The 24178-nt window shown below is 64.8% G+C and carries 28 protein-coding genes and 1 tRNA gene; 6 read left to right on the top strand and 23 right to left on the bottom strand.

What is annotated here, in order from left to right; genetic code table 11:
• Positions 1–102: 102 nt before the first annotated feature.
• The 3 genes from ACP15I_RS07810 to ACP15I_RS07800 form a co-directional block, all read right to left on the bottom strand.
• Positions 103–1032, bottom strand: coding sequence for an electron transfer flavoprotein subunit alpha/FixB family protein (locus ACP15I_RS07810; protein ID WP_424974614.1), 930 nt, complete (start codon positions 1030–1032; stop codon positions 103–105).
• On the bottom strand, positions 1032–1790 hold the full coding sequence (locus tag ACP15I_RS07805; protein WP_424974613.1) for an electron transfer flavoprotein subunit beta/FixA family protein: 759 nt from the start codon (positions 1788–1790) through the stop codon (positions 1032–1034). Before ACP15I_RS07805 ends, ACP15I_RS07810 begins: the two co-directional genes overlap by 1 nt.
• Before the next feature lie 541 nt (positions 1791–2331).
• Positions 2332–3213, bottom strand: coding sequence for a LysR family transcriptional regulator (locus ACP15I_RS07800; protein ID WP_424974612.1), 882 nt, complete (start codon positions 3211–3213; stop codon positions 2332–2334).
• Positions 3214–3310: 97 nt separating this feature from the next.
• On the opposite strand from ACP15I_RS07800, the gene ACP15I_RS07795 reads away from it, so the two are divergent.
• From ACP15I_RS07795 to ACP15I_RS07775, 5 genes are read left to right on the top strand one after another with little or no spacing between them, the layout of a single operon-like run.
• Positions 3311–4762: an aldehyde dehydrogenase family protein gene (locus ACP15I_RS07795; protein ID WP_424974611.1), complete on the top strand. Its 1452-nt coding sequence runs from the start codon at positions 3311–3313 to the stop codon at positions 4760–4762.
• Positions 4762–5736, top strand: coding sequence for a membrane dipeptidase (locus ACP15I_RS07790; protein ID WP_424974609.1), 975 nt, complete (start codon positions 4762–4764; stop codon positions 5734–5736). Before ACP15I_RS07795 ends, ACP15I_RS07790 begins: the two co-directional genes overlap by 1 nt.
• A complete protein-coding gene (locus ACP15I_RS07785; protein ID WP_424974608.1) occupies positions 5733–7415 on the top strand; it encodes a hypothetical protein in 1683 nt (560 codons plus the stop codon). Before ACP15I_RS07790 ends, ACP15I_RS07785 begins: the two co-directional genes overlap by 4 nt.
• Complete coding sequence (locus ACP15I_RS07780) at positions 7412–8050, top strand: DUF3726 domain-containing protein (protein ID WP_424974607.1); 639 nt, start codon at positions 7412–7414, stop codon at positions 8048–8050. Before ACP15I_RS07785 ends, ACP15I_RS07780 begins: the two co-directional genes overlap by 4 nt.
• Before the next feature lie 3 nt (positions 8051–8053).
• A complete protein-coding gene (locus ACP15I_RS07775; RefSeq protein WP_424974606.1) occupies positions 8054–9070 on the top strand; it encodes an Ldh family oxidoreductase in 1017 nt (338 codons plus the stop codon).
• A 10-nt stretch (positions 9071–9080) separates the two neighbouring features.
• Here the strand turns inward: ACP15I_RS07775 and ACP15I_RS07770 are convergent, their stop codons facing one another.
• From ACP15I_RS07770 to ACP15I_RS07740, 7 genes are all read right to left on the bottom strand, one after another.
• Positions 9081–9551, bottom strand: a complete 471-nt coding sequence (locus ACP15I_RS07770; RefSeq protein WP_424974605.1) for a DUF1203 domain-containing protein — start codon at positions 9549–9551, stop codon at positions 9081–9083.
• A gap of 218 nt (positions 9552–9769) precedes the next feature.
• Entirely contained in the window at positions 9770–10690 is a 921-nt protein-coding gene (locus ACP15I_RS07765; protein ID WP_424974604.1) for a sugar kinase, read from the bottom strand.
• On the bottom strand, positions 10677–10988 hold the full coding sequence (locus tag ACP15I_RS07760) for a cupin domain-containing protein (RefSeq protein ID WP_424974603.1): 312 nt from the start codon (positions 10986–10988) through the stop codon (positions 10677–10679). The genes ACP15I_RS07765 and ACP15I_RS07760 overlap by 14 nt, the downstream gene beginning before the upstream one ends.
• 11 nt (positions 10989–10999) lie before the next feature.
• Positions 11000–11743 (bottom strand): SDR family NAD(P)-dependent oxidoreductase, encoded by a 744-nt coding sequence (locus ACP15I_RS07755; RefSeq protein WP_424967718.1) that lies wholly within the window; start codon positions 11741–11743, stop codon positions 11000–11002.
• A gap of 43 nt (positions 11744–11786) precedes the next feature.
• Entirely contained in the window at positions 11787–13103 is a 1317-nt protein-coding gene (locus ACP15I_RS07750) for a TRAP transporter large permease (RefSeq protein ID WP_424974602.1), read from the bottom strand.
• A complete protein-coding gene (locus tag ACP15I_RS07745; RefSeq protein ID WP_424967716.1) occupies positions 13100–13597 on the bottom strand; it encodes a TRAP transporter small permease in 498 nt (165 codons plus the stop codon). Before ACP15I_RS07745 ends, ACP15I_RS07750 begins: the two co-directional genes overlap by 4 nt.
• Positions 13598–13687: 90 nt before the next feature.
• Entirely contained in the window at positions 13688–14671 is a 984-nt protein-coding gene (locus ACP15I_RS07740; RefSeq protein ID WP_424974601.1) for a TRAP transporter substrate-binding protein, read from the bottom strand.
• 300 nt (positions 14672–14971) lie between these two features.
• Here ACP15I_RS07740 and ACP15I_RS07735 point away from each other — a divergent pair, with 300 nt between their 5' ends.
• The gene (locus tag ACP15I_RS07735) at positions 14972–15652 is read left to right on the top strand and encodes a GntR family transcriptional regulator (RefSeq protein ID WP_424967714.1); all 681 of its coding nucleotides are present in this window, start codon (positions 14972–14974) and stop codon (positions 15650–15652) included.
• Between the two features lie 72 nt (positions 15653–15724).
• Here ACP15I_RS07735 and ACP15I_RS07730 read toward each other — a convergent pair.
• The 13 genes from ACP15I_RS07730 to ACP15I_RS07670 all read right to left on the bottom strand — a co-directional run bounded on the left by ACP15I_RS07730 (position 15725) and on the right by ACP15I_RS07670 (position 24176).
• Positions 15725–15801, bottom strand: a tRNA-Arg gene (locus ACP15I_RS07730).
• Between the two features lie 108 nt (positions 15802–15909).
• The gene (locus ACP15I_RS07725; RefSeq protein ID WP_424974600.1) at positions 15910–17130 is read right to left on the bottom strand and encodes a cysteine desulfurase; all 1221 of its coding nucleotides are present in this window, start codon (positions 17128–17130) and stop codon (positions 15910–15912) included.
• Entirely contained in the window at positions 17131–17730 is a 600-nt protein-coding gene (locus ACP15I_RS07720; RefSeq protein ID WP_424967712.1) for a Yip1 family protein, read from the bottom strand.
• Between the two features lie 30 nt (positions 17731–17760).
• Entirely contained in the window at positions 17761–18258 is a 498-nt protein-coding gene (locus ACP15I_RS07715) for a YIP1 family protein (protein WP_424967711.1), read from the bottom strand.
• The gene (locus ACP15I_RS07710) at positions 18258–19541 is read right to left on the bottom strand and encodes a SufB/SufD family protein (RefSeq protein ID WP_424974599.1); all 1284 of its coding nucleotides are present in this window, start codon (positions 19539–19541) and stop codon (positions 18258–18260) included. Before ACP15I_RS07710 ends, ACP15I_RS07715 begins: the two co-directional genes overlap by 1 nt.
• The gene (gene sufC / locus ACP15I_RS07705; protein ID WP_424974598.1) at positions 19541–20296 is read right to left on the bottom strand and encodes a Fe-S cluster assembly ATPase SufC; all 756 of its coding nucleotides are present in this window, start codon (positions 20294–20296) and stop codon (positions 19541–19543) included. The genes ACP15I_RS07710 and sufC overlap by 1 nt, the downstream gene beginning before the upstream one ends.
• A 16-nt stretch (positions 20297–20312) precedes the next feature.
• Positions 20313–20627: a heavy metal-binding domain-containing protein gene (locus tag ACP15I_RS07700; protein ID WP_424974597.1), complete on the bottom strand. Its 315-nt coding sequence runs from the start codon at positions 20625–20627 to the stop codon at positions 20313–20315.
• Positions 20624–20824, bottom strand: coding sequence for a hypothetical protein (locus tag ACP15I_RS07695; RefSeq protein ID WP_424967706.1), 201 nt, complete (start codon positions 20822–20824; stop codon positions 20624–20626). The genes ACP15I_RS07700 and ACP15I_RS07695 overlap by 4 nt, the downstream gene beginning before the upstream one ends.
• A gap of 128 nt (positions 20825–20952) precedes the next feature.
• The gene (locus ACP15I_RS07690) at positions 20953–21153 is read right to left on the bottom strand and encodes a hypothetical protein (protein ID WP_424974596.1); all 201 of its coding nucleotides are present in this window, start codon (positions 21151–21153) and stop codon (positions 20953–20955) included.
• Positions 21150–21326 carry a hypothetical protein gene (locus ACP15I_RS07685; protein WP_424974595.1) on the bottom strand — a complete coding sequence of 59 codons (177 nt, stop codon included), beginning with the start codon at positions 21324–21326 and terminating at the stop codon, positions 21150–21152. Before ACP15I_RS07685 ends, ACP15I_RS07690 begins: the two co-directional genes overlap by 4 nt.
• The gene (locus ACP15I_RS07680) at positions 21323–21544 is read right to left on the bottom strand and encodes a hypothetical protein (protein WP_424974594.1); all 222 of its coding nucleotides are present in this window, start codon (positions 21542–21544) and stop codon (positions 21323–21325) included. Before ACP15I_RS07680 ends, ACP15I_RS07685 begins: the two co-directional genes overlap by 4 nt.
• 27 nt (positions 21545–21571) lie before the next feature.
• A complete protein-coding gene (gene sufB, locus ACP15I_RS07675; RefSeq protein WP_424974593.1) occupies positions 21572–23083 on the bottom strand; it encodes a Fe-S cluster assembly protein SufB in 1512 nt (503 codons plus the stop codon).
• Positions 23084–23129: 46 nt separating this feature from the next.
• Positions 23130–24176 (bottom strand): cysteine desulfurase family protein, encoded by a 1047-nt coding sequence (locus ACP15I_RS07670; RefSeq protein WP_424974592.1) that lies wholly within the window; start codon positions 24174–24176, stop codon positions 23130–23132.
• Positions 24177–24178: the final 2 nt, after the last annotated feature.

The following is a 24178-nucleotide window of genomic DNA, read 5'->3' as shown; positions in this document are numbered from 1 at the left end:
TCTCCGGCCTTTGTGTTTGGTTTGGGCCCGGGTTGGGTCTGGCTGTGTCCGGGTCTTGTCCCGGGGCGGGGTTTGGGCCGCTGTTCCGGGTCGTCGTAGTCCTCAGCCGAGTTTTTCGGTGAGTTCGGGGACGGCGGCGAAGAGGTCGGCGACCAGGCCGTAATCGGCGACCTGGAAGATCGGGGCTTCCTCGTCCTTGTTGATCGCCACGATCACCTTGCTATCCTTCATCCCGGCCAGGTGCTGGATCGCGCCGGAGATGCCCACGGCCACGTAGAGATCCGGTGCCACCACCTTGCCGGTCTGCCCGACCTGCCAGTCATTCGGCGCGTAGCCGCTATCGACCGCGGCGCGCGAGGCGCCCACGGCCGCGCCCAGGGTATCGGCGAGCTTCTCGATCATGGCGAAGTCCTCTTCGGAGCCCACGCCGCGCCCGCCGGAGACCACCACGCCCGCGGAGGTCAGCTCGGGCCGGTCGCTCTCAGCGACTTTGTCCTCGACCCAGGCGCTCAGGCCCGGATTGTCGCCCGCGGCGATCTCTTCGATCGGCGCGCTGCCGCCGGTCTCGGCCGCATCGAAGGTCGAGGTCCGGAAGGTGATCACCTTGGTCGCATCCGCCGATCTCACGGTCTGGATCGCGTTGCCCGCATAGATCGGCCGGTCGAACGTGTCCGCATCCACCACGGCCACCACATCCGACAGCACCATCACATCCAGAAGGGCCGCCACCCGGGGCATGATGTTCTTGGCATCGGTCGTCGCCGGCGCCACCACATGGGAATAGCCTTCGGCCAGGGACGCGATCAGCGCCGCCACCGGCTCGGCCAGGCGATGGCCGTAAAGCGCATCCTCGGCCACCAGCACCTTGGCCACGCCCGAGATCGTCGCCGCCTCGGCCGCCGCCGCCTTGGCCGACGCGCCCACGCAGAGCAGCGTCACCTCACCCAGGGCCGCGCTCGCGCTGACGGCCTTGGCGGTGGCATCCATCGCCAGCGCCCCATCGGTTACTTCTGCCAGACACAAAACAGCCATCAGACAGCTCCTGCTTCCTTGAGTTTCGACACCAGCTCATCCACCGAGCCGACCTTGATCCCGGCGGCGCGCTCGGCCGGCTCGGAGGTCTTGACCACGCTCAGGCGCGGGGTCACATCGACGCCGTAATCGGCCGGCGTCTTCTCATCCAGAGGCTTCTTCTTGGCCTTCATGATATTGGGCAGCGAGGCATAGCGCGGCTCGTTGAGGCGCAGATCCACGCTGACAATCGCCGGCAGCGAGACCTTGATCGTCTGCAGACCGCCATCGACCTCGCGGGTCACGCTGGCGCTGTCGCCCTCGACGGCCAGCTCGGAGGCAAAGGTCGCCTGGGACCAGCCCAGAAGCGCGCTGAGCATCTGGCCCGTGGCGTTCATGTCATTGTCGATCGCCTGCTTGCCACAGAGTACAAGCCCCGGCTCTTCCTCCTTGACCACCGCCGCGAGCAGCTTGGCCACCGCCAGAGGCTCGATATCGGTGTGCACATCCTCGGCCGCATTGATCAGGATCGCCCGATCCGCACCCATGGCCAGCGCCGTGCGCAGGGTCTCCTGGGATTGCTTGACGCCGATCGACACCGCCACAACTTCCGTGGCCGTCCCCGCCTCCTTCAGACGGATCGCCTCTTCCACGGCAATCTCGTCAAACGGGTTCATCGACATCTTCACATTCGCAAGATCAACACCGCTCCCATCCGCCTTAACACGGACCTTCACGTTATAATCAATAACGCGCTTCACAGGCACCAATACCTTCATAAGACCATGTCTCCTTCATGCAGTTCGCGTTTGGTGATGTCAGGGTGTCGGCCCGCGCGCACCGCGTCGGTGCTGGGCAGCGCCACATGGGGCGGCCCGGCCGTTTGCGCAGGCCAGAGCGAAGACGGTGCAGGAGACGCCGCTGTGCGCAACGCGTGTGTCATCGTCTCAGCTCCTTTCCTCTTCCGGGACCCGCGCGGTCATGTGAATGCCTTATGCGCGGATCTGGCATATCCTGGAATGAAATTACAGACCAAAATTTCATGCCGGTCGCCTGTTCGCGACGGTTTTTCATGATTTGAGATGAGGAAACCGACGCGTGTTCGGGCATGTGCTCAGATCCGCGCCGCTCTCGGAACCATGCGCGGCTAAAAAAGACTCACCGGCCTGCACCGTCAGGATCAGCGACCCGGGCGCTTGCGCCACCGGAAAGGATCAGGCGACGGCCTTCGGGCCCCGCCAGAGGCGAGAGGCCAGACAGGTCGCAATCTGCCTGAGGCTGTGCGCGCTGCTGCTATGGGTATGACGCCCGAGAGGGGGCTTAGGGCGATCCGTCCTGTCGGCACAAGACCTGCAGCATCGCGGCGCACTCTTCTGCGATCTCTCGCTGACTGGCACGTTCGGAGATCAGGACAGACACGGTGCGCCGCGCCGGGAGATCCCGCAGTGGACGGAAGCTCAGACGCCCCGGCAGGTTCGCGACCACCGCGCGCGGCAGGATCGTGAACCGCGCCCCTTGTTGCAGGATCCCGATCAGGGACAGCGTGTTATGGGCATGAAGGGCCGTGGCCGCGATGGCCGCCTGCAGCCCGTCATGGTCCAACGCGCGGCACAGGGTGTTGCCCACGATGTCGAAGCCAGCCGTATCGGCAAAGCACAGATCCCCAACCCAGTCCGCCAGCGGGTGATCCCGCGCGCAGGTGAGCCCGAACGCATCCTCGAACAGCGGCGCAGAGACCACACCGCGCAAGGCATGCTCTCCGGAAACGATGCCCAGATCCGCCTCCCCGCGCCCGAGCGCATTCAGGACCGCCTCGGTTTCGCCATCGCGGATATCGATCTGCAAGCCGGGGTAGCGCGCAAGCAGATCCTCTGCCACGCGGGGCACAAGGCTGCCCGCCGCCGACGGCACAGAGATGATCCGCAACAGCCCCCGGGGCGCGCGGGCCGTGGCCTCGATATCGCGGATGGCGGTGTCAAAACTCTCGACCTGTTGCTGGGCCAGGGCGAGGATTTGCACGCCGACCGGGGTCAGATGGCTCTTGCGTTCGCCTTGAAAGAGCTTCTGTCCCAGCGCGTCTTCCAGCTGCTTGAGGGTCATGGAGATCGCCGACTGGGTGCGTCCGAGCCGCGTCGCGGCATCCGCCAGATTGCCGGACCGCGCCACGACGCTGAAACAACGAAGCATCTCGATCTTGATCATGACTTCAGAAATCCTGAAACTTGCTTCATTTGTTCGAGTTTGACTGATCCCTCCCCGCCCGTCCACAGTTGCGCCATTCCAGAACAGGACATCGCCCGTGACCGAGACAAAACTGAACTACATCGCAGGTCACTGGGTGGCGGGTGACACCGACATCGAGAACCGGAACCCGTCGGATCTGAGCGATCTGATCGGTCATTTTGCGCAGGCCAGTGCGGCACAGCTCGACGAGGCCATCGCCCGGGCGCAGGAGGCGCAGCGGATCTGGGCGGGTTACGGGTTGGAGCGGCGGCAATCGGTGCTGCAGGCCATCGGGACCGAGCTCATGGCCCGGGCCGAGGAGCTGGGCAGACTGCTCAGCCGCGAAGAGGGCAAGCCCCTCGCCGAGGGCAAGGGCGAGGTGTTCCGCGCCGGTCAGTTCTTCACCTATTACGCTGCCGAGTGCCTGCGTCAGTTGGGGGAGACGGCGGATTCCGTCCGCGACGGGATCGAGATCGATGTGCGCCGCGAGCCGGTGGGGGTTGTGGGCATCATCTCGCCATGGAACTTTCCCACCGCGACCGCCGCGTGGAAGATCGCGCCCGCGCTCTGCTATGGCAATGCGGTGCTGTGGAAACCGGCCAACCTGACCCCGGCCTCGGCGGTGGCCCTCACCGAGATCATCGCGCGGCAGGACATCCCCGAGGGGCTCTTTTCGCTGGTGATGGGCTCGGGGCGCACCATTGGGCAGCGTCTGGTGGAAAGCCCCGGGATCAACGCGGTGTCCTTCACCGGCTCGGTCCCCGTGGGACGCGGAATCGCCGCGGCGGCGGTGCAGAACTTCACCAAGATCCAGCTGGAGATGGGGTCGAAAAACGCGCTCGCGGTGATGGAGGATGCGGATCTCGACCTCGCCGTCACGGTGGCTCTGGGGGGTGCGTTTGGCGGGACGGGGCAGAAATGCACCGCCTCCTCCCGGCTGATCGTGCATCACGCGATCCATGACGCCTTTGTCGAGCGGCTGGTCGCCGGAGCGCAGGCCTTGCAAGTCGGGCATGCCCTCGACCCGGCCACGCAGATCGGGCCGGTCGTCAGCCAAACGCAACTGGACGAAAACCTCGACTATGTGGCCCTTGGCCGCTCCGAAGGGGCCGAGCTTGCCTGTGGCGGGACCCGGCTTGATCGCCCGACCGAGGGCTATTTCATGGCACCGGGCGTGTTCCTGAACACCACCAACGCCATGCGCATCAACCGCGAAGAGATGTTCGCCCCGCTCACCGCGATCCTCAAGGTGGGCAGCTATGACGAAGCGCTCGCCACCGTCAACGACACGGTCTTTGGGCTGACCTCGGGCATCGTCACCCGTGATCTTGCCCGAGCCACCCATTTCCGCCGCAATGCCCGCACCGGGGTCGTGACGGTCAACCTGCCCACGGCCGGAACCGACTATCACGTGCCCTTTGGCGGCCGGGGTCAAAGCTCTTACGGCCCGCGGGAGCAGGGCAAGGCCGCTGACGAGTTCTATACCACCGTGAAAACCGCCTATATCGCCGCCGGGGTCCCGGCCTGATGCGGATCGACGCCCTGCAATATGCGCGTTGGTCCGAGACGATCTTTCGCCAGATGCGCGCCGGACAGGTAGATGCGGTGCATGTCACCATCGCCTATCACGAAAGCTTTCGCGAGACGGTTCTGAACTTTGAGCAGTGGAACCACTGGTTCGAGCAGTTCCCGGATCTGATCCTCAAGGGCGAGACTGCCGCCGACATCGACCGCGCCCGGGCCAGCGACCGGACCGCCATCTTCTTCGGGTTTCAGAACCCCAGCCCCATGGAGGATGACATCGGCCTTGTCGAGATCCTGCATACGCTGGGTGCGCGGTTCATGCAGCTCACCTATAACAACCAGTCCCTGCTCGCGACCGGCTGCTACGAGGCCGAGGACCCCGGCCTCACCCGCATGGGCAAGCAGGTCATCCGCGAGATGAACCGGGTCGGGCTCGTGGTCGATATGAGCCATTCGGCGGACCGCTCCACCATCGAGGCGGCCGAGTTGTCCGACCGCCCCATCGCGATCACCCATGCCAACCCGTTCGACTGGGCCCCGGCCCGACGCAACAAACGCCCCGAGGTGATCCGCGCCGTGGTCGAAAACGGCGGGATGATGGGCTTTTCGCTTTATCCGCACCACCTGAGGGGAAAATCTGACTGCAAATTGCAGGATTTCTGTGAGATGGTCGCCCGTATGGCAGAGCAATTCGGCATCGCACATTTCGGGATCGGCTCGGACCTGTGTCAGGACCAGCCCGACAGCGTGGTCGAATGGATGCGCACCGGTCGCTGGACCAAGGAGATCGACTATGGCGAAGGATCCGCGGCCGCGCCCGGCTTTCCGGACATGCCCGGCTGGTTTCAGGACAATCGCGATTTCGGCCGGATCGAGACCGGCTTGCGGGATGTGGGCATGACCCCTGACGAGGTAGCCGCGATCATGGGCGGCAACTGGTACCGGTTCTTTGCCGAGAATTTCGGGCCCCAGCCATGAGCGCCCCGCGGGATATCGCGCGTCGGTCGCCAGAGACGGTCATGCGGCTGAAACGCCTCGGCGCATTCCACCAGAGCCGTCTGAGCTTCATGCGGGTGCTGACCCGGCGGATGGCAAGCGAGGGCTGGCGTTTCTCGCGCCCGGTTTTCGATATCGACACGTCCGGGGTCGGTCATGCCGTCTATACGGCCACCGGGCCGGAGCGCGCCTATTCTCTGATCGCCTTCGCCCATGACCTGCCCGCCGAGAAACGCTCGGACCGGGTGATCGCCGAGGCCTGGGACGCGACCTTCACCCTGTTCGACGGTGTCCCGGAGCCGGAGAATATCTCCCGGCTCGCAAAACAGGTTCCCCTGCAGGAAGCGGGCCGGATCGGCGAGACCGAGCTGTCGCTGTCGCGGGCGAACCGTTCCGTCCGGCTCTGGACCCATGTGGTCGACGCCCTCGCCGCCGGGCGGCAGCCCGATCCGGCCCAGATCGACGCGGTGGGCTATCTGATGCGCACCACGGCGGTGTACGGTTCGGGCAAGTTCGGCGCCGCAGATCGCGAAACCGTGGCGGATCGGCCCGAGCTGGAACTGCCCTTTCAGGCCGAGATGCTCTCGGTCTACCTGATCCGAACCTTCGTGCGCGATCTGGTGGAGCATATGGCGCAGGCCACCGGGGGCGACAGAGCCGTCCGGCTCGACCCGGCGATCGCGCGGCAGCTGGGCATCGGCAACTCCACCGGCCTCGGCATGGCGCCCTTCCTCGTCAACCACCCGATCCTGTTCAACAACTGGGTCATGGCCCGGGAAGAGGCGATTGCCCGGGTCCGCGCCGTGCCGCGCGCAAGTGCTGCCGAGATCGCACTCTTTCGCGACCTGCTGGCGCGCAGCGCGCATTCGGTGACCCTGTGGAAGACCGCGCACCCGCTTCAGGCGCGCAAGCTGGAGACCCTCCGCGCGGATCTGGCGGCTCTCTGCGCGCTCGCGGCCACGGATGTTCTGGAGGCCGGTCACCCCTGGGACTGGCTCTGCACATGGTCGGAAACCGGGCTCAGCGAAGAGGGTCAGGAACTGCTCGCCTCGCTCATCCTCGAACCCTATCCCGATCTCGTGGACGGGCTGGCCCATTGCATGTCCGACAGCAACACGGATGCGTTCCGGATCGATGGCGCCATGCCGGTCTCGGATGTCCGGCGCCTGTTGCAGCGGGCCTTTGGCTGGGCCTCAGGTCTCGACTGGGACAAGCCCGAGACCTGCGCCCGGGCCTGGTATGTCTCCGAGGAGAAACTCGAACCCCGCATGGGCGAACGGTTCGACGAGCCCATCGCGGCCTATGAACAGCCCCTCGCCCCGGCCCGCGACGCCACAGCTGCCGCGCGGGACCTCGAGACATGGGCAGCCGACAGCCCCATCGCCGCCTTCCTGCTGCAGCATCCCGAACATCGCCACACCATCCGCCGGGCCCAGATGAGCCGCTTTGCCCCCTATGGCGAGATCCGCGACAACACGATCAGCGATCAGGTCCTGCCGATCGACATGCTGCGCGCCAAACTCTCGTTCTTCGGGGCCACCCGCTTCGATCCGCGCTCGGATCGCTGGGTGCGGATCTGCATGTATGCGGGCGCGCCCTACCCCGAAGAGCTTGGCCCAGACACCGCGGACCACTGGGTCTATCCGCAGGTCCCGGAGTGAGCTTTTCCCTGAACGAGGTGGAGGCGACCGCGAAGAAGGCAACGCGGGGCGCGGGCTACCCCTGGGGGATCGCCGAGGATGCAGGCAAGGCCACGCGCTGGCTTTGCGCCCGGGGGCAGGATGGCTGTGCCCTGCTGGCCGAGGTTCTGCACAGGTTCGACGGCGCGCCGCTGGCGGCGATTACGCCGGATCTGCGCAGCGGCGCATGGGCCGCGCCGGGCGGGACGCTGTGCCCCCTTATGACCGGTACGGCGCTCGCCGATCATGCGTTGGTCGCGCGGCCTGCGGACCTTCGCATGGGGCCCGTGGCCGTGCCCCGGATGCTTTTGCCTTTCGCTGCCCTGGTCGCCACACAATATGACGCGCCCGTCACGCTGATATGGCCCGGCGGCGCTGCGGTCGCCGAAGGATCCTCTCTCGACCTGACGGAAGAGGGGCAAACCGCGACCGCCCCTTGGCTCCGGCTGGCGCGTGGCGGCGTGGCGGCGACGCCGCGCCGGGTGGCACTGAGCCGTGCCACACCGGATCCCGCCGCCTGGGACAGCCTCAACGCTTTTGCGCATCGCACCTACGCCCCCGCCACCGAAGAAAGCCGCCGCAAGGGCGCGGGCGCCGGAACACCAGACAGGGACTGACAGATGACCACCGAAACACTGACACTGGCGCAGATCGAGGCGCTCGCCTTCGACGCCCTTGTGGCTGCGGGCACTTCCGAGACCAATGCACGTCCGCTGGCCATCGCGACCGCGGCGACCGAAGCCGATGGGGTGGCGAGCCACGGGCTGGCCTATATCCCGATCTATTGCGAGCATGTGCTCTGCGGCAAGGTCGATGGACAGGCCACACCGCAACTCTCTACACCCAGGCCCAGCGTGGTGCGGGTCGATGCGGCCACCGGCTTTGCCCATGGGGCGATCGATATCGGGTTCGAGACGCTTATCCCGCTGGCCCGCGCCCAAGGGGTGGCGGTGCTGACCCTCCATAACAGCTATAATTGCGGGGTCCTTGGCTATCACACCGGGCGTCTGGCGCAGGCCGGTCTGCTCGGCCTTGGCTTCACCAATGCACCCGCATCGATTGCCCCCTCGGGCGGGGCGACACCCGTGGTCGGCACCAACCCGTTTTCCATCGCCGTACCCGGGGACGCGGGCGGCCCGGTCCTGCTGATCGACCAAAGCGCCAGCACCATCGCCAAGAGCGAGGTGATGAAGCACGCCCGCGAGGAGCGGCCGATCCCGCTCGGCTGGGCGCTCGACCCCGAGGGCAATCCCACCACGGACCCCGCGATTGGCCTCAAGGGCTCCATGGCGCCATCGGGCGGCTACAAGGGCGTGGGCGTCGCCATGCTGGTGGAGATCCTCGCCGCCGCGCTCTCTGGCGGGCAGCTGGGGATCGATGCCGCGCCCTTTTCCGGCCCGGTGGGAGGGCCGCCGCGCACGGGCCAGTGCTTCATCGCGATTGACCCCGAGGGACCGTCCGGCGGGCTCTTTGACTGGCGGATGGCGGATCTGATTGCGGCGGTCGCCGCTCAGGAGGGCGCACATCTGCCCGGTGACGGTCGCCGCGCAGCGCGCGCCCGCGCCGCCACGGAGGGGGTCGCCGTCAGTGCCGCGACGCTCAGCAGGATCCGCGAGATCACGGCGCGCGCAAGCTGAGCCGCGCCGCTCACGTCACCGGGTGGACCGAGGCGGCAAAGCAGCCGGGCTTGGCATAGTGCAGATGCCCATAGGCGATGTCGGGCGTGGCGAATGCGGCGGCAGTCGCGTCGGCCACGCATTCCCCCGCGACCACATCCGCATGGATCATCATGTCCGCGCGGTCAAAGAACCGCAGCGAGATCAACCGGCTGCGGATCACGTCCGGCACCTCGCCCACAGCAAGCTTTGCCGTGCGCGCGCCCTGCCGGACAAAGATCGCGTGACTGGCGCGGAACGGCGTGGTTCCGGGCAGATGCATGTGATTGAGCAGGATCACCGTCTCGCCGATCCGGGCATCCTCAAGACTGACCCGACAGGGCGTGCCCGGCCTCTCGGTGACCTGTTGGCGGCAGGCATTGCGGGCCGCCAGCTCCGCATCCGTGAGGGTAAAGAGCGGTTCGAAGGCTTCGGCCTGCAGGGGGGTGATCTGAAAATGCATGGGGTGCGCTCCGGTTGTCTGATCGCGGACACTCTAGGCGCGCCGCCCTGCGCCCCACGACCCGGATCCTGCGCTTTCCGCCCTGCTCCGGCATGGCCCTTTGGCGCGGTGTGGAACCGAAGCGGCCCAGGGCATGGACCAATGGGGTCGCCCGCGTCCGAAGCGCGTCACGGCTCCCGCAGGCGTGGTCGCCTGGCGCTCTTCTGCGAGGGGCGGCGCTACACCCCGTCCGGCAGTGGCACAAGCGCCCCACGATGGCGCACCACATGGGCCGCAAAGCGACAGCCGAGGGCGATGCCCGCCTCCAGACTGCCACCGGTGGCCAGGCTCGCGAGCACGCCCGCGTTCAGGCTGTCCCCGGCGGCGGTCGTATCCACCGGCTCGGCTATGGCCGCGACCGCAGTCTCACCGAGGGCTGCCCCGTCCTGCCAGAGGATCGGATCGGCCCCGTTCTTGACCACGACCTGACAGGGCCCGGCGGTGAGATAGCGCGCCCGCGTGGCCGCAGGGGAGGCATCGCCAAACCAGCGTGCCTCATCCTCAAAGGACGGGAGCGCCAGATCCACAAGGCCCGCCGCCTGCATCACGGTCTCGGTCATCTCCTCCGGGCTGTGCCAGAGCGCCGGGCGCAGGTTCGGATCGAAGGCCACACGCGCGCCCGCCCGACCTGCGACCGCCACCGCGTCGAGCAGGATCGCACGATCCTGAGGTGACAGAATGGCGAGGGTGATCCCGCTGAAATAGATCAGGTCGGCCCCGGCCAGCCCGGCGCGCAGGGCGTCGGCATCCTCGGCCAGCCGCCGGGCGGCGGATTGCCCGCGCCAATAGGTGAAGCTGCGCTCCCCCTGATCAAGCGACACGAGATAAAGGCCCAGTGTCCCACCCGGGATGGTCCGCAGCAGCCGGTCATCGACCCCGCTCTCGCGGATGAAGCGGCGCAGCTCCTGCGACAGCCGATCCTCGCCAATGGCGCTGGCATAGGCCACGTCGAGCGCCGCGCCACAGCACGCCAGATACCACGCCGTGTTGAAGCTGTCCCCGGCAAAGCCCTGCCGGTAGGTGGCGGGCGGGCCCGCGGGGGAAAGCTCGGCCATACACTCTCCGATGGCCACGATCCGCGGGCGCCTAGAGGAAGTCATCGCGGCGCGGCGTGAAACCGTCGATCAGGGTGCCCGGCACGAGGCAGACACAGCCATGGGTCTGCCCCGAGGGGACGACGAAACTGTCCCCCGGCCCGACCTCGCGCTCCTCGGTGCCCAGGGTGAAGCGAAAGCGCCCGCTTTCCACATAGGTGGATTGGACATGGACATGATCATGCAGCGGACCGATGGCCCCGGACCGCGCAAACCGAAAGGCCACGACCATCAGGTCGGGATGATCCGACAGGACCTGCCGCGTCACATCCCTGCCCGTCTCGACAATTGGGTAGTCTGCCATGGTCCGGACACTCAGGAGAACAGCATGCCGCCATTGATGTCGATATTCGTGCCGGTCAGAAAGGCGCTGTCCTCGCAGGCGAGAAACAGGACGAGATTGGCCGCGTCATCCACATGGCCCTGCCGCTTGAGCGGGGCATTGGCCTCGAACCCGCGCCGCCCGGCATCGGGGGTGTGGATATTGTGGAAATCCGTGTCGATCATGCCGGGGCACAGCGCGTTGACGCGGATCTCCGGGCCCAGCTCCTTGGCGAGGCCCCGGGTCATGGTCATCACCGCCCCCTTGGAGGTGGCATAGGCCACCGCCCCCGGGCCACCCCCGTCGCGCCCGGCCTGCGAAGCCAGATTGACGATGGCGCCGGTCTTCATATGCGACAGGCAGGCCTTGGTCATCATGAAGGTGCTGGTCAGGTTCAGGGTCATGACGGCGTTCCAGTGGTCCAGCGGCATCTCGGCGATGGTCTTGCGCGCGATCAGCCCACCGGCATTGTTCACCAGGATATCCACCCCGGCAAAGGCATCGACCGTGGCCGCGACCAGCCCGTCCACACCGGCCTGTGTGTTCAGATCGGCCTGCACGGCGATCGCCTGCCCGCCTGCGGCTTCGATCGCGGCAACCACGCTGTCCGCGCCCTTGGAGCTTTCGAAATAGCTGATCGCGACCCGCGCGCCTTCGGCGGCCAGCTTCCGGGCCACGGCCGCCCCGATATCACGCCCACCTCCGGTCACGATCGCGGTTTTTCCTTGCAGTTTCATGGGGTCTCTCCTCTCGAGGACGGGCCGGACGGCCGGTATTGACTTAGGGGGATGGGAAGGCGCCGGGCATCACGAGCCGGGGCAGCCACAGGATCAGGTCAGGCACAGCCGCCAGCAGGATGAGGATGCAGAGCATGGGCGCGAGAATGATCGCGACCTCGCGCAGGACCTGCACCACGTTGAGCCCGCCGATGGCTGATGAAATCAGCAGGCAGAGCCCGTAGGGCGGCGTCACCAGCCCGAAGGCAAGCGACACGATCCCGATGATCGCAAAAGCGATCGGATCCACCCCGCCCGCCTGCGCCACGGGCATCAGGACGGTGCCGAGGATGATGATCGTCGGAATGGCGTCGATGAAAAGCCCGAAGATCAGGAACAAGGCCGCGATCACGAGGGCCGTGCCGAAGGGCCCGAACTCCCATGCCGTGAGGATGCTCACGATCAGGCGCGGCGCATTGTAGAAGGACAGCAGCCAGCCAAAGGCCGTGGCCGTGCCGATGGCAAAGAGCGAGATCGCGGCGAAACGCGCCGTGTCATAGAGGATCTGGCCCAGATCGCGCGGCTTGACGGTGCGATAGACGAACATCCCGAGGATCAGGGCATAGCCCGCCGCGATGATCGCGCTCTCGGTTGGGGTGACGATCCCGCCGACAATGCCACCGATCACGAAGACCGGGGTGAGCAGTGCAAGCGCCGCGCCCTTCCAGGCGGCCATGAACTCGGCCCAGTTCGGCGTCGCCGTCACCGGGTAGTTTCGTGCCTTGGCAAAGCCATAGACCGTGGCCATCAGAGCCAGTCCGATCATCAGCCCCGGGATTGCGCCGCCGAGAAACAGCGCACCGACCGAGACCTGCATCACCCCGCCCCAGACGATCATCAGGATCGAGGGCGGAATGATCACGCCCATCACCGAGGAACAGGCGGTGATCGCCACGGCAAAGCGCGTGTCATAGCCCTCGCGCTGCATGGCCGGGATCAGGATCTTGCCGATCCCCGCCGCATCCGCCGTTGATGAGCCCGAAATGCCGGCAAAGAGCATCGAGACCGCCACATTCACATGGCCCAGCCCTCCGGGCATCCAGCCGGTCAGCACCCGCGCAAGCTCGATCAGGCGGTCCGTGACCTTGCCGGAATTCATCAGGTTCGCCGCCAGCAGGAAGAAGGGCACCGCCAGCAGGATGAAGGAGTTATAGGACTGGAACATCCGATCCAGCACGATGAAAGGGGTCAGCCGCAGCTCCAGCAGGACCACCGGCACACAAGCCAGCCCCAGCGAAAAGGCCACGGGGATCCGGATCAGGATGAGAAAGGCAAAGCTGCCAACCAGCATCAGCCCCGCGGTGGCGGTGTCGAGGATCATCGGGCTTGCTCCGCCTTGGCGCGGCGATAGGCAGAGACCTCTTCGATCAGTCGCCAGCCGGCAAAGATCGTCCAGATGGTCCCGGCAATCGTCAGAGAGATATGGGTGATCACGAGATTGGCGCGCATCATGACCGAGCGCTGGTTGCTGCCGAACTCGGCGTATTCCACGCCGTAGATCGCAAAGAGCAGACCGAAGAACAGGATGGCCACATGCACGACGCCGTTCTGGATCAGCCGCAAGAGCGGGCTCTGGGCGTCGGGGACCACGCGGACGTCAAAATGGGTGCCGTCCCAGACCGCCACCATGGATCCGATCATCACGATCCAGATGAAGATGAAGGTCGCCAGCTCCTCGGTCCACAGAAAGGTCGGGATCAATCCGGTGTAGCGCGAGATCACCTGCATCGCGACCGGGATCGCCAGGAGCGCCATGAGCACGCCGAGCAGGATGCGCAGACCGGTGCAGAACCGGTCCAGAAAACGTCCAATCATGATCTGTCCTAACGCCTGGGCCGCGGGGGCCGATCCACGAAAGCCAGGGACGGCACCCCCGAGGGGGCACCGTCCACCGGTCGGGGGGAGTTACATCCCGCGGATGCGCTCGAGCAGTTCGGTCGCTCCGAGCTCGGCGGCATAGGCGTCCTGCACCGGCTGCACCAGTTCGAGCATCTTCTCGCGCCCGAGGAAGTCATGGACTTCGATCTGGCCCGCATCGGCCATGGCCTGCAGCTTCTGGCCGTCCTGCCCGCTTTCCAGCGCGCGACCAAAGGCACCCGCCTCGGCCCCGGCCGCCATGATCGCCGCCTGCAGATCCGCCGGCAGCGCGTCAAAGGTCTTGGCCGACATCACGATGGGCCGCACGGTGATGGTGTGCTGGGTCAGCGAGATATGCGGGGCCACCTCGTAGAACTTGAGGTTCTGGATCGACGCGGCCTCGTTCTCGAACCCGGCGATCACACCGGTCTGGATCGCGTTATAGACCTCGTTATAGGCAATCGCCGAAGGTGCCGCGCCCACAGCCGAGAAGGTCTGCGCCTGGATCGGCGCGCCCATCACCCGCATCCGGTGACCGGCGAGCTCTTCCATATTGGTGATCGGCTCGGACGAGGCGAGGTTGCGCACGCCGCCACCGTGATATCCAACGATGACAATGCCCGCCGCTTCGCGCAGATCCGCCTCAAGCGGGGCCAGCGCATCCGAGGACAGGACCGCGTTCCAATGCTCCAGATCGCGGAACAGGAAAGGCATGTCCATCAGCGGGATCGAATCCGAGAAGACGGCCATGTTGGACGGCGCGAGGATCGTGTAATCCACCGCCACGCCCTGGTTGAGATAGGTGACATAGTCCTTCTCGACCCCAAGCTCGCCATTCAGGCGCAGGTCGAAGGTCACGTCACCCTCGTAGTTTTCCGCCACGAGCCGTTCGAACTCGCGCAGGGTCTGGGTGAAGGCATGTTCCTCGTCGAACATGCTGGCGCCACGCAGGGTGGTATCGGCCTGCGCCGTTGTGATGCCGCCCACGAGGACAGCCGTGGCCGCGAGGGCCGAGAGTGTACGATTGAACATGTGTTCCTCCCAAAGATGTCAGTTGATCCGACAGGTCACAGCCCTCCTCGGCCGCGCGAACTCCTGCCTGATACGCACCTGGAGCCGTTGAGCCCGACAGTACTGGTCCCTAAACAGCACATAAACTGGGATACTAGTCAACATACTATTTTCAGAGACCCCCGAGGATGCGCGCGTTTTTCATGAGCAAAATGAGTTTTTCTTGCAGAACTAGTATGCAAGGCTATATGTAAACCAAGAGAAATTCCCCGCGCGGCCCGATCCGAGCCCTTCCCATCGCGGCCCTTGAAAGACGACGAAATGGCACTCACAGACACGGCGGAACGCGCAACCAGCACCGATCAGATCTTCGATGCGCTCTATGATCGGATCGTCAGCCTCGATCTGCTGCCCGGTACGAAACTCTCCGAAAGCGAGGTCGCGAAATCCTTTGGATTCTCGCGCCAGCCCGTCCGCGAAGCCTTCACCCGGCTGGCCAATCTGAACCTGCTGCTGATCCGCCCACAGCGGGCGACAATCGTGCGCCCCTTCTCGCGCGACCTGATCGCAAATGCCCGGTTCATACGCGGCGCGATCGAGATCGAGATCATCCGACAGGTCGCCGCCGAGCGGGACAAATCGGTGGATGCCCGGCTCAAGCAGAGCCTCAAGGCGCAGCGCGACGCGGTCGCCGCAGGCGATACCGCCGCTTTTCACAGTCTCGACTACGAGTTCCACCGTCTGCTGTGTCTTGCCGCCAAGCGCCCCTCGGCCTTCGAGCTGATCGCCGCGAACAAGGCGCAGGTGGACCGGCTGTGCATGCTGTCCCTGACCAGCACCGAGGCCATGGAAGACCTGATCGCCGATCACATCGAACTGGTGGAGGCCCTGATGGCCGGAGACGCCGACACCGCAGAAACCGTTCTGCGCCGCCATCTCAGCCGGCTCGACCCCATCATCGACGCGATCTACACGACCCATAGCGGCTATTTCGAGGAATAGACCGCGATCTAAGCGGCGCCTACGGCAAAGCGCAGTCGATCACCACATTCAAAAATACTTCGATAAGGGGAGTGGCGCACCTGAGAGGATTCGAACCTCTGGCCTCTGCCTTCGGAGGGCAGCGCTCTATCCAGCTGAGCTACAGGTGCCTTGCAAGACGTCTATAGTTAAACCCCTTGCCTGCCGCAATGGCAATTCGGCGGCAATTCGGGCCTCAGATGCGGGTTCTGCGCAGCCCCCCGCACCCCAGGACGCGACTAGCCAAAAAGCTCATGGCAGAGCTCCAGCGCGTCGACCAGAACATCCACCTCGGCCTCGGTATTATAGAGCCCGAAGGACGCGCGGCAGGTCGCCGGAACACCCATGTGATCCATCAGCGGCTGGGCGCAATGGTGGCCCGCGCGCACTGCGACGCCCTTCTTGTCGAGCACGGTCGAGATGTCATGGGCATGGGCGGCCCCGTCCAGCGTGAAGGAGAAAATCGCCGCCTTATCTGCGGTCTGACCCTGTACGTTGAGCCAGTTGAGCCCATCGAGACGGGCGCGCGCATAGTCGCGCAGACGGTCCTCATGGGCGGCGATATTGCTCATGCCCAGATCCATCATGTAGTCGAGTGCGACGCCCAGACCGATGGTCTGCACGATGCCCGGTGTGCCGGCCTCGAACTTCATCGGCGGATCGTTATAGGTCACCACATCACGCGAGACTTCGCGGATCATGTCGCCGCCCCCGATGAAGGGTTGCATCTCGGCCATGCGGTCGGACTTGATGAAGATCGCCCCGGAACCCGACGGCCCGTAAAGCTTGTGTCCGGTGATCGCGTAGAAATCACAGCCGATATCGTCCACATCCACGGGCATGTGCACCGCGGCCTGACTGCCATCGACCAGCACGGCGACGCCCTTGGCATGGGCGGCCTCGGTGATGGCCTTGACGTCGACCTTGCAGCCCAGCACGTTCGACAGCTGGCTGATCGCGACGAGCTTGGTGCGTGGGCCGATTGCGTCGATCACCTTCTGGGTGTCCAGAGCGCCGGTGCTGTCCACATCGACCCATTTCAGAACCGCCCCCTGCCGCTCGCGCAGAAAGTGCCAGGGCACGATATTGGCGTGATGCTCCATGATCGACAGGACGACCTCATCGCCCGGCTCGAACCGGGGCGTGGCCCAGCCATAGGCCACGAGGTTAATCCCCTCGGTGGTGCCGGAGTTCAGCACGATCTGGGTTTCATCGGCGACATTCAGGAACCGCGCGACCGTGCCGCGCACGCTCTCGTATTTCTCGGTGGCGAGGTTGCTCAGGTAATGCAGGCCCCGATGCACATTCGCGTATTCCTCGGCATAGCCCCGGGTGACCGCATCGATCACCACCTGGGGTTTCTGGGCCGAGGCGCCGTTGTCGAGATAGACCAGCGGCTTGCCGTTCACCTCACGCGACAGGATGGGAAACTGCGCGCGGATTGCATCGACGTCGTACATTCAAAGGCTCCCGGGGAAGGACAGGCCGAGCATGGCCAGGATGAGGCTCATGGCGAAAAGGATGCCGAAGGCGGAGATGATCACGCCGACCAGCACCAGCCCGAGCGAGGTGAACCCGTGGATCACGGCGATGAAATTGACCAGCAGCCAGAAGAACAGAACGATGCTGACAAGACCGATCAGCGCTCCGAGCACCGGGAAAAGGATCAATGCGAGGATCTGCACCACCTGCAGGCACAGCAGGATGAATTGCAGCCAGATCACCAGCGACAAGGTCTCCTCGAAGGAGCCCCGCCCGCCAAGCGCCCGACCGATCACATGCACCGAGGTGATGAGCACAATGAGCAGCGCGAACTGCACGAAGGTCGCGATCATCGGGCTCATCAGGAACGGACCGGTCATCGCCCCGTCCTGCAGGCCACCGCCCATGGCGAAAACGCCGAGTTGACCCGTGATCACGGACGCCACCACCACAAGGCCCAGCAGCTGCATCAGCACATTGCGTGCCAGCCCCATGGACAGGATCGTGGAGGCCCCTTCCTGCGGGGATTTGATCGTCTGGACCACGAGGTTCAGGACCGTGTTCGGAGTGAAAGTCATTCTGTGCCTCTGGTGCGCGCCGGACGTCCTTCAGGCGGGCTGATCGGGGTGGCGCTCGGCCTCCCAGATCCCGCTCATCCAGATGTAGAGGAATGCCAGCAGAAGCAACAGACCCGTGACGTTTTGTGCGGGCCCCTGCCCGATGAACCCGGAGACCAGCCCGAGAAGCAGCGCAATGGGCGCAATCGCAAGCAGGCTCCAGAAGAGTGCCAGCCGCGCGCCATAGAAACTGCCCTTGCCGCCCAGAAGGCGCGCCACGATATGCGACAGCGCGCCAATAGCGTAAAAGGCCAGCGGTGCGATGAACATCCAGCCCATCAGCGCGCCACCGAGACGCGCGTCGAGCGGAATGGACGGGTCGAGAAAGGCCTCGCGCGACAGGCGCGGCCATTGCGCCACGAAAAACAACAGGCACGCCACCGTCAGGTAGATCAGCGCGCGCCCCTCGCTTTCGGGACTATCCAGTTGGCGCCGCAGAACCTCCCGCGGCGCCCTGTAGGATCGTAGGATCTCTGTCGAGATGGCCATCAGCGACGACGGGCCAGCCAGTTTTCCAGACGCTCAATGATCGCCCCGGCGAGGGCCTGGTCCTCGATCTCTTCGATGGCCTCTGCCAGGAAGGCGAGCGTCATCAGATCGGTGGCCGGTCCTTCGGGGATCCCGCGCGAGCGCAGGTAAAACAGCCCCTCTTCGTCGATCGCCCCGGAGGTCGAGCCATGGGAACACGCCACGTCATCGGCGTAGATCTCAAGCTCGGGCTTGGCGAGGAACTGGCTGTCCTCATCCAGCAGCAGCGACTGGCTGATCTGATAGCCGTCGGTCTTCTGCGCGCCCTCCTTGACGAGGATCTTGCCCTGGAACACGCCCGTGGCCCCGTTGCGCAGAACCTTCTTGAAGACCTGGCGGCTTTCGCAGTTCAGCGCGTCATGGGTGACAAACACGGTGTCGTCATGGTGGAAATCGCCATCCCCGACACAGCAGCCCGCCACATGGGCGACGCCGTCATCGCCGGTGAGCTCGATCACCACCTCGTTGCGGGTCAGAACCCCGTTCGCGGTCATGGTGAAGGATTTGAACACCGATTCCGTACCCAGACGGGTGAAGATGTGGGTCGCGGCCTGACGCTCGTGATCCCGGCCCTGGGTCCGCACATGGTGGAACACGCCGCCATCAGCGATCTCGACCTCCATGCATTTGTTGAATCGGGCCGCCGCCGGGCCGTTTTCCAGCACGGTGACCGACGCGCCGCTCTCGACCTTGACCACATGGTGCAGGATCGCGTCCGAGGTCTCGTCGCGGTGCAGATAGATCAGCGAAATCGGCTTGGCGACCACGCCCGTGGCACGGATCAGGATGCCATCGCTGGCAAAGGCCGTGTTCAGAGCCGCGAGCGGGCGTTCGACCGGATCCTGGCCCCGGGTCTCGAGCACGCCATAGACGTCCTTGGCCCAGTGGATATCCGCGGACTGGGCTTCGGCCAGACGCTCGATCTCGACATGCTCGCCGGACAGGTCGTCCGAGGCCGCCGCATCAAAGACGCCATCCACGAAGACCAGCTTGATGCGGTCCATTTCGTCGAAGATCGGTGTCTCGCCGGGTTCGAACAGGGCCGCGTGAGGGGCCTCTGCCGCGGTCAGACCGGTGGGATTGGTGTATTTCCAGTACTCATCACGACGACCGGGCAGACCCATCGCCTCGACCCGCGCCAGGGCGGATTTGCGCGCCTCGCTGGCCCAAGCCCCGCCTTCGGGCAGCGTGAGGCCCGCCAGACGGGCCTCCGTCGCGGTTTGCTTTGCTTGCGGCAGTGCCATTACGCCACCTCAGCCAGCAGGTCGGCATAGCCATTGTTTTCCACCTCGAGCGCGAGCTCGGGCCCGCCGCTCTTGATGATCTTGCCATCGGCCATGATGTGCACGACGTCCGGTTTGATATGGTCGAGCAGGCGCTGGTAGTGCGTGATCACGAGGAAGGAGCGCCCCTCGGAGCGCAGGGCGTTGACACCCTCGGCCACCAGCTTCATCGCGTCGACGTCGAGACCGGAATCCGTCTCGTCGAGGATGCACATCTTGGGCTCGAGCATGGCCATCTGCAGGATCTCGTTGCGCTTCTTCTCACCACCGGAGAAGCCGACATTCACCGGGCGCTTGAGCATGTCCGCGTCGATCTTGAGGCTCTTGGCCTTGGCGCGCACTTCCTTGAGGAAATCCGCCGCCGACAGCTCGTCTTCGCCGCGCGCCTTGCGCTGTGCGTTCACGGCCGTGCGCAGGAAGGTCATGTTGCCGACGCCCGGGATCTCGACCGGGTACTGGAACGCGAGGAAAAGGCCCGCCGCGGCACGCTCTTCAGGCTCCATGTCGAGCACATCCTCACCGGCGAGCGACGCTTCGCCCTCGGTCACCTCATAGCCGTCACGGCCCGACAGGACATAGGACAGCGTGGATTTGCCCGACCCGTTCGGCCCCATGATCGCGTGGACCTTTCCCGGCTCTACCGTCAGGTCGACGCCCTTGAGGATCTGCTTGTCTTCTTCTTCAAGTTTCACGTGCAGGTTTTTGATTTCCAGCATTTTTCTCTATCCCACCTTATCCCAGTGTCACAGCGGTGCCCGATGCTGAGACCATCAGCATGCTGTCACCGACAACTTCGTAATCCAGATCGACACCGACGACGGCATTGCCGCCTGCACGGCGCGCGCGCTCTTCCAGCTCGCGCATCGCCACGTCACGGGCGTCCTGCAATTTGGCCTCATAGGCCCCAGAACGCCCGCCGACGATATCGGTGATGCCGGCAAAGAAATCCCGCACCACATTTGCACCCATGATTGCTTCGCCCACCACGACCCCGTGATACGCCGTTATCCGATGTCCTTCGACCGAGTTCGTGGTGGTCACAATCATGCGGTGCTGTCTTTCCTGTTCGCGTAATGCATCTCATGGCCGAACCAGACGATGCCGATCAGGCCGCCAGACCAGATGAACTTCTTCAGCGGTCCGAAGTTCTCGGCGGACATGCCGAAGACCTGTGGTGCGAAAAAGCACAAAATGAAAAGCAGGACCAAACCTGCGATATAACCACCCCGATAAAGCCAGCTCATGGGGATACTCCCTCTCGTGTTGATCGGCGCCGTCCCTGATCGCCGGATGTTGTGGTGCCGAGGCACCTGTGAACGGCTTCGGTCCGGGGCAGGTCCGAAAGCCAAGTCTTGCGCGCGAGCCCGCGCGCTTATTTCCGCATCTCAAGCACCAGCTTCGACAGCACCGATGACAGGGCAACGGCAAAGGCCGCCGCCACCGCGGCCACGAGGGGGCCGCCCGCTTGCCAGAAGGGGGCGGTCACAACCATCAGGCCAAAGGTCATCAACGCCGTCATGATCGCCCAGGGCCCGCGCGGGTGCCCGGCGCTCAGAAGCCATTTCCAGTTCATTTCTCATTCCTCCGGCAGACATACTGCCCGACCAGACTGCCCAGAAACCCCGACAGTCCCGCCAAGGCTAGCGCCTCCGCCATGCTCAGCGCATCCGTCACAGCATCCACGGTCAGCGCAAAGAGCGCGCAAAACACCCCCGCCACGGAGGCCGTCAGCAGCATCGGCTTCATAGGTCCGGATCCTCGGATTTTGGCGCCACGGGAAAGACGTATTTCCCCGCCGCCCAACCGATCCCGAGCCCCGCAGCCAGTCCCAGAACCGCGCCCAGAGGCCCGTAGCCCTCGGAGCCCAGATAGGACAGGATGAACGCCACCGCGAAGACACCCGGCGCGAACCATTTGGGGCGGGACGACCCGGAACCGGGTCGCTTGTCAGGATGCTCTGTCATCGGATCTGTCCGGTCGTGCGGCAGGGCTTAGCCCACCGACCCTTCGAGCGAGATCGCCACCAGCTGCTGGGCTTCCATGGCGAACTCCATGGGCAGCGCCTGCAGCACGTCCTTGCAGAACCCGTTGACCACGAGGGCGACGGCCTCTTCCTCGTCCATGCCGCGCTGGCGGCAGTAGAAGAGCTGATCGTCATCCACTTTCGACGTGGTGGCCTCATGCTCCACCCGGCTCGAATTGTTCTTCACCTCGATATAGGGGACCGTGTGGGCCCCGCATTTATCGCCGATCAGAAGGCTGTCGCATTGGGTGTAGTTCCGGCCATTCTTGGCCTTCGGGTGCATGGACACCAGCCCGCGATAGGTGTTCTGGGCCTTGCCCGCGCTGATCCCCTTGGAGACGATGCGCGACTTGGTGTTCTTTCCCAGATGGACCATCTTGGTGCCGGTATCGGCCTGCTGCATGTTGTTGGCGATGGCGATCGAATAGAACTCGCCTTGCGTGTCATCGCCGCGCAGGATGCAGGACGGGTATTTCCAGGTCACGGCAGAGCCGGTCTCGACCTGGGTCCACATCACCTTGGAGCGGTCACCCCGGCAATCGGCGCGCTTGGTCACGAAGTTATAGATGCCGCCCTTGCCGTCTTCGTCGCCCGGATACCAGTTCTGGACCGTCGAATACTTCACCTCGGCATCATCGAGCAGGACGATCTCGACCACAGCCGCGTGCAGCTGGGCGATGTCGCGCTGGGGCGCGGTGCAACCCTCGAGATAAGACACATACGAGCCCTTGTCCGCGATGATCAGCGTGCGCTCGAACTGGCCGGTGTTTTCCGCGTTGATGCGGAAATAGGTGCTCAGCTCCATCGGGCATTTCACGCCCGGCGGCACGTAGACAAAGGAGCCATCCGAAAAGACGGCGGAGTTCAGCGTCGCATAATAGTTGTCCGAGACCGGTACGACCGAGCCCAGATACTTCTTCACCAGCTCCGGATGCTCTTTGATCGCTTCCGAGATCGAGCAGAAAATCACGCCTGCCTTCTTCAGCTCTTCCTGAAAGGTCGTGCCCACGGACACGCTGTCAAAGACCGCATCCACGGCGACCTTGCGGTCCTCTTCGGGGGCTTCGACGCCAGCCAGCAGCGCCTGCTCCTTGAGCGGGATGCCGAGCTTGTTATAGGTCTCCAGCAGCTTGGGATCGACCTCGTCCAGGGATTTGGGCTTTTCGACCATACTCTTGGGACGGGCATAGTAATACTGGTCCTGGAAGTCGATTTCCGGATAGTCGACCATCGCCCATTTCGGCTCGCTGAGCTCTTTCCAGCGCGCATAGGCGGCCAGACGCCACTCGGTCATCCATTCCGGCTCTTCGTTCTTTTCCGAGATGAGACGCACGATGTCCTCGCTGAGGCCCTTCGGCGCGTACTCCATCTCGATCTCGGTTTCCCAGCCGTATTTGTAGCGTTCGCCGACCGACTGCACTGCCTCGACCGTTTCCCGGTCTACGCCTTCACGGACTTCTACTTCTGTCAGTGCGTTCATCTGGTCATCCTCTTCGGCCCCGTGGGGCGGTTTTCTGTCGAACCGGTCATGCCGCGCGGGCCATATGCCGGTTTCTTGCTTTCAGCCACGCCTCGGAAAAGCGCAGCACATCCTCTTCTGTCGTCTCGAGCCCGATGGACACGCGCAAAGCGCAGGCCGCATCGTTCTCGTCGAACCCCATGGCGCGCAAAACCCGGCTGGGCTTCACCTTGCCGCTGGAGCAGGCCGATCCCGCGCTTACCGCGTAGCCGGCCAAATCCATCTGCATCACCTGGGTTTCGCCTTTCCACCCGGGCGAGACGGCGCAGACGGTGTTGGCGAGTCGCGCAGTCCCTTTCCCGACAAAAATAGTCTCCGATGCGCCAGAGTGAAGACTTGTTTCTAGAATATTTCTAATTTCTGCAACCCGCTCCCAGCGCCCGGCCTCCAGATCCCGTTGCGCGGCGGTGGCGGCGGCGGCAAACCCAGAGATCCCCACGAGATTTTCCGTCCCGGACCGCCAGCCCATCTCCTGGCCTCCGCCCTTGATCTGCGCGGCCAGATCCGTGCCGCGGCGCATCACGATTGCGCCGATGCCCTTGGGACCGCCGATCTTGTGGCCCGAGACGAGCCCGACCCGGGCACCCGTCCAGGAAAATGCGACGGGCATTTTGCCGAAGCTCTGGGTCAGATCGACCAGCGCTAGCCCCTCGGGCAGATCCTGCAGGACCCCGGTTTCAGAGTTGGCCGATTGCAGCGCCGTATGCCCGGGATCCGCCACATGAACCGCGCCGCGCGTGTCCACCGGCAAATCGCTCTGGCACCAGGCGGTGATCGCGTCATGCTCCACCGGGGCGCAATGCAGGCCCTGACGGGCGCAGGCCAGTGCGGCGCCCTCGGTCGCGCCCGACACAAAGACCAGATCGCAATCCTCAGCGCCAAGCGCCGTCAGGATCTCAGCCCGGGCGCGCTCCATCATCCCCTTGGCGGCCCGCCCCTCCGCATGGACCGAAGACGGGTTCCCCACAAGATCCATGGCCGCGCCCATCGCCGCCCGCGCCTCGGGACGCAGGGGGGCGGTCGCGTTGTGATCAAGATATACCCGGTCAGCCACGC

The organism is Dinoroseobacter sp. S124A, assembly GCF_049801015.1.
GTDB lineage: Bacteria > Pseudomonadota > Alphaproteobacteria > Rhodobacterales > Rhodobacteraceae > Dinoroseobacter.
The sequence above is the reverse complement of the archived record's forward strand: the minus strand, read 5'-3'. Positions and strand labels throughout refer to the sequence as shown.

Bases quoted from the DNA above. Each gene is read 5' to 3' on its own strand.
- ACP15I_RS07810 (WP_424974614.1), bottom strand. From the start codon at position 1,032: ATGGCTGTTTTGTGTCTGGCAGAAGTAACCGATGGGGCGCTGGCGATG.
- ACP15I_RS07805 (WP_424974613.1), bottom strand. From the start codon at position 1,790: ATGAAGGTATTGGTGCCTGTGAAGCGCGTTATTGATTATAACGTGAAG.
- ACP15I_RS07800 (WP_424974612.1), bottom strand. From the start codon at position 3,213: ATGATCAAGATCGAGATGCTTCGTTGTTTCAGCGTCGTGGCGCGGTCC.
- ACP15I_RS07790 (WP_424974609.1), top strand. From the start codon at position 4,762: ATGCGGATCGACGCCCTGCAATATGCGCGTTGGTCCGAGACGATCTTT.
- ACP15I_RS07785 (WP_424974608.1), top strand. From the start codon at position 5,733: ATGAGCGCCCCGCGGGATATCGCGCGTCGGTCGCCAGAGACGGTCATG.
- ACP15I_RS07775 (WP_424974606.1), top strand. From the start codon at position 8,054: ATGACCACCGAAACACTGACACTGGCGCAGATCGAGGCGCTCGCCTTC.
- ACP15I_RS07770 (WP_424974605.1), bottom strand. From the start codon at position 9,551: ATGCATTTTCAGATCACCCCCCTGCAGGCCGAAGCCTTCGAACCGCTC.
- ACP15I_RS07765 (WP_424974604.1), bottom strand. From the start codon at position 10,690: ATGACTTCCTCTAGGCGCCCGCGGATCGTGGCCATCGGAGAGTGTATG.
- ACP15I_RS07760 (WP_424974603.1), bottom strand. From the start codon at position 10,988: ATGGCAGACTACCCAATTGTCGAGACGGGCAGGGATGTGACGCGGCAG.
- ACP15I_RS07755 (WP_424967718.1), bottom strand. From the start codon at position 11,743: ATGAAACTGCAAGGAAAAACCGCGATCGTGACCGGAGGTGGGCGTGAT.
- ACP15I_RS07750 (WP_424974602.1), bottom strand. From the start codon at position 13,103: ATGATCCTCGACACCGCCACCGCGGGGCTGATGCTGGTTGGCAGCTTT.
- ACP15I_RS07745 (WP_424967716.1), bottom strand. From the start codon at position 13,597: ATGATTGGACGTTTTCTGGACCGGTTCTGCACCGGTCTGCGCATCCTG.
- ACP15I_RS07740 (WP_424974601.1), bottom strand. From the start codon at position 14,671: ATGTTCAATCGTACACTCTCGGCCCTCGCGGCCACGGCTGTCCTCGTG.
- ACP15I_RS07735 (WP_424967714.1), top strand. From the start codon at position 14,972: ATGGCACTCACAGACACGGCGGAACGCGCAACCAGCACCGATCAGATC.
- ACP15I_RS07725 (WP_424974600.1), bottom strand. From the start codon at position 17,130: ATGTACGACGTCGATGCAATCCGCGCGCAGTTTCCCATCCTGTCGCGT.
- ACP15I_RS07720 (WP_424967712.1), bottom strand. From the start codon at position 17,730: ATGACTTTCACTCCGAACACGGTCCTGAACCTCGTGGTCCAGACGATC.
- ACP15I_RS07715 (WP_424967711.1), bottom strand. From the start codon at position 18,258: ATGGCCATCTCGACAGAGATCCTACGATCCTACAGGGCGCCGCGGGAG.
- ACP15I_RS07710 (WP_424974599.1), bottom strand. From the start codon at position 19,541: ATGGCACTGCCGCAAGCAAAGCAAACCGCGACGGAGGCCCGTCTGGCG.
- sufC (WP_424974598.1), bottom strand. From the start codon at position 20,296: ATGCTGGAAATCAAAAACCTGCACGTGAAACTTGAAGAAGAAGACAAG.
- ACP15I_RS07700 (WP_424974597.1), bottom strand. From the start codon at position 20,627: ATGATTGTGACCACCACGAACTCGGTCGAAGGACATCGGATAACGGCG.
- ACP15I_RS07695 (WP_424967706.1), bottom strand. From the start codon at position 20,824: ATGAGCTGGCTTTATCGGGGTGGTTATATCGCAGGTTTGGTCCTGCTT.
- ACP15I_RS07690 (WP_424974596.1), bottom strand. From the start codon at position 21,153: ATGAACTGGAAATGGCTTCTGAGCGCCGGGCACCCGCGCGGGCCCTGG.
- ACP15I_RS07685 (WP_424974595.1), bottom strand. From the start codon at position 21,326: ATGAAGCCGATGCTGCTGACGGCCTCCGTGGCGGGGGTGTTTTGCGCG.
- ACP15I_RS07680 (WP_424974594.1), bottom strand. From the start codon at position 21,544: ATGACAGAGCATCCTGACAAGCGACCCGGTTCCGGGTCGTCCCGCCCC.
- sufB (WP_424974593.1), bottom strand. From the start codon at position 23,083: ATGAACGCACTGACAGAAGTAGAAGTCCGTGAAGGCGTAGACCGGGAA.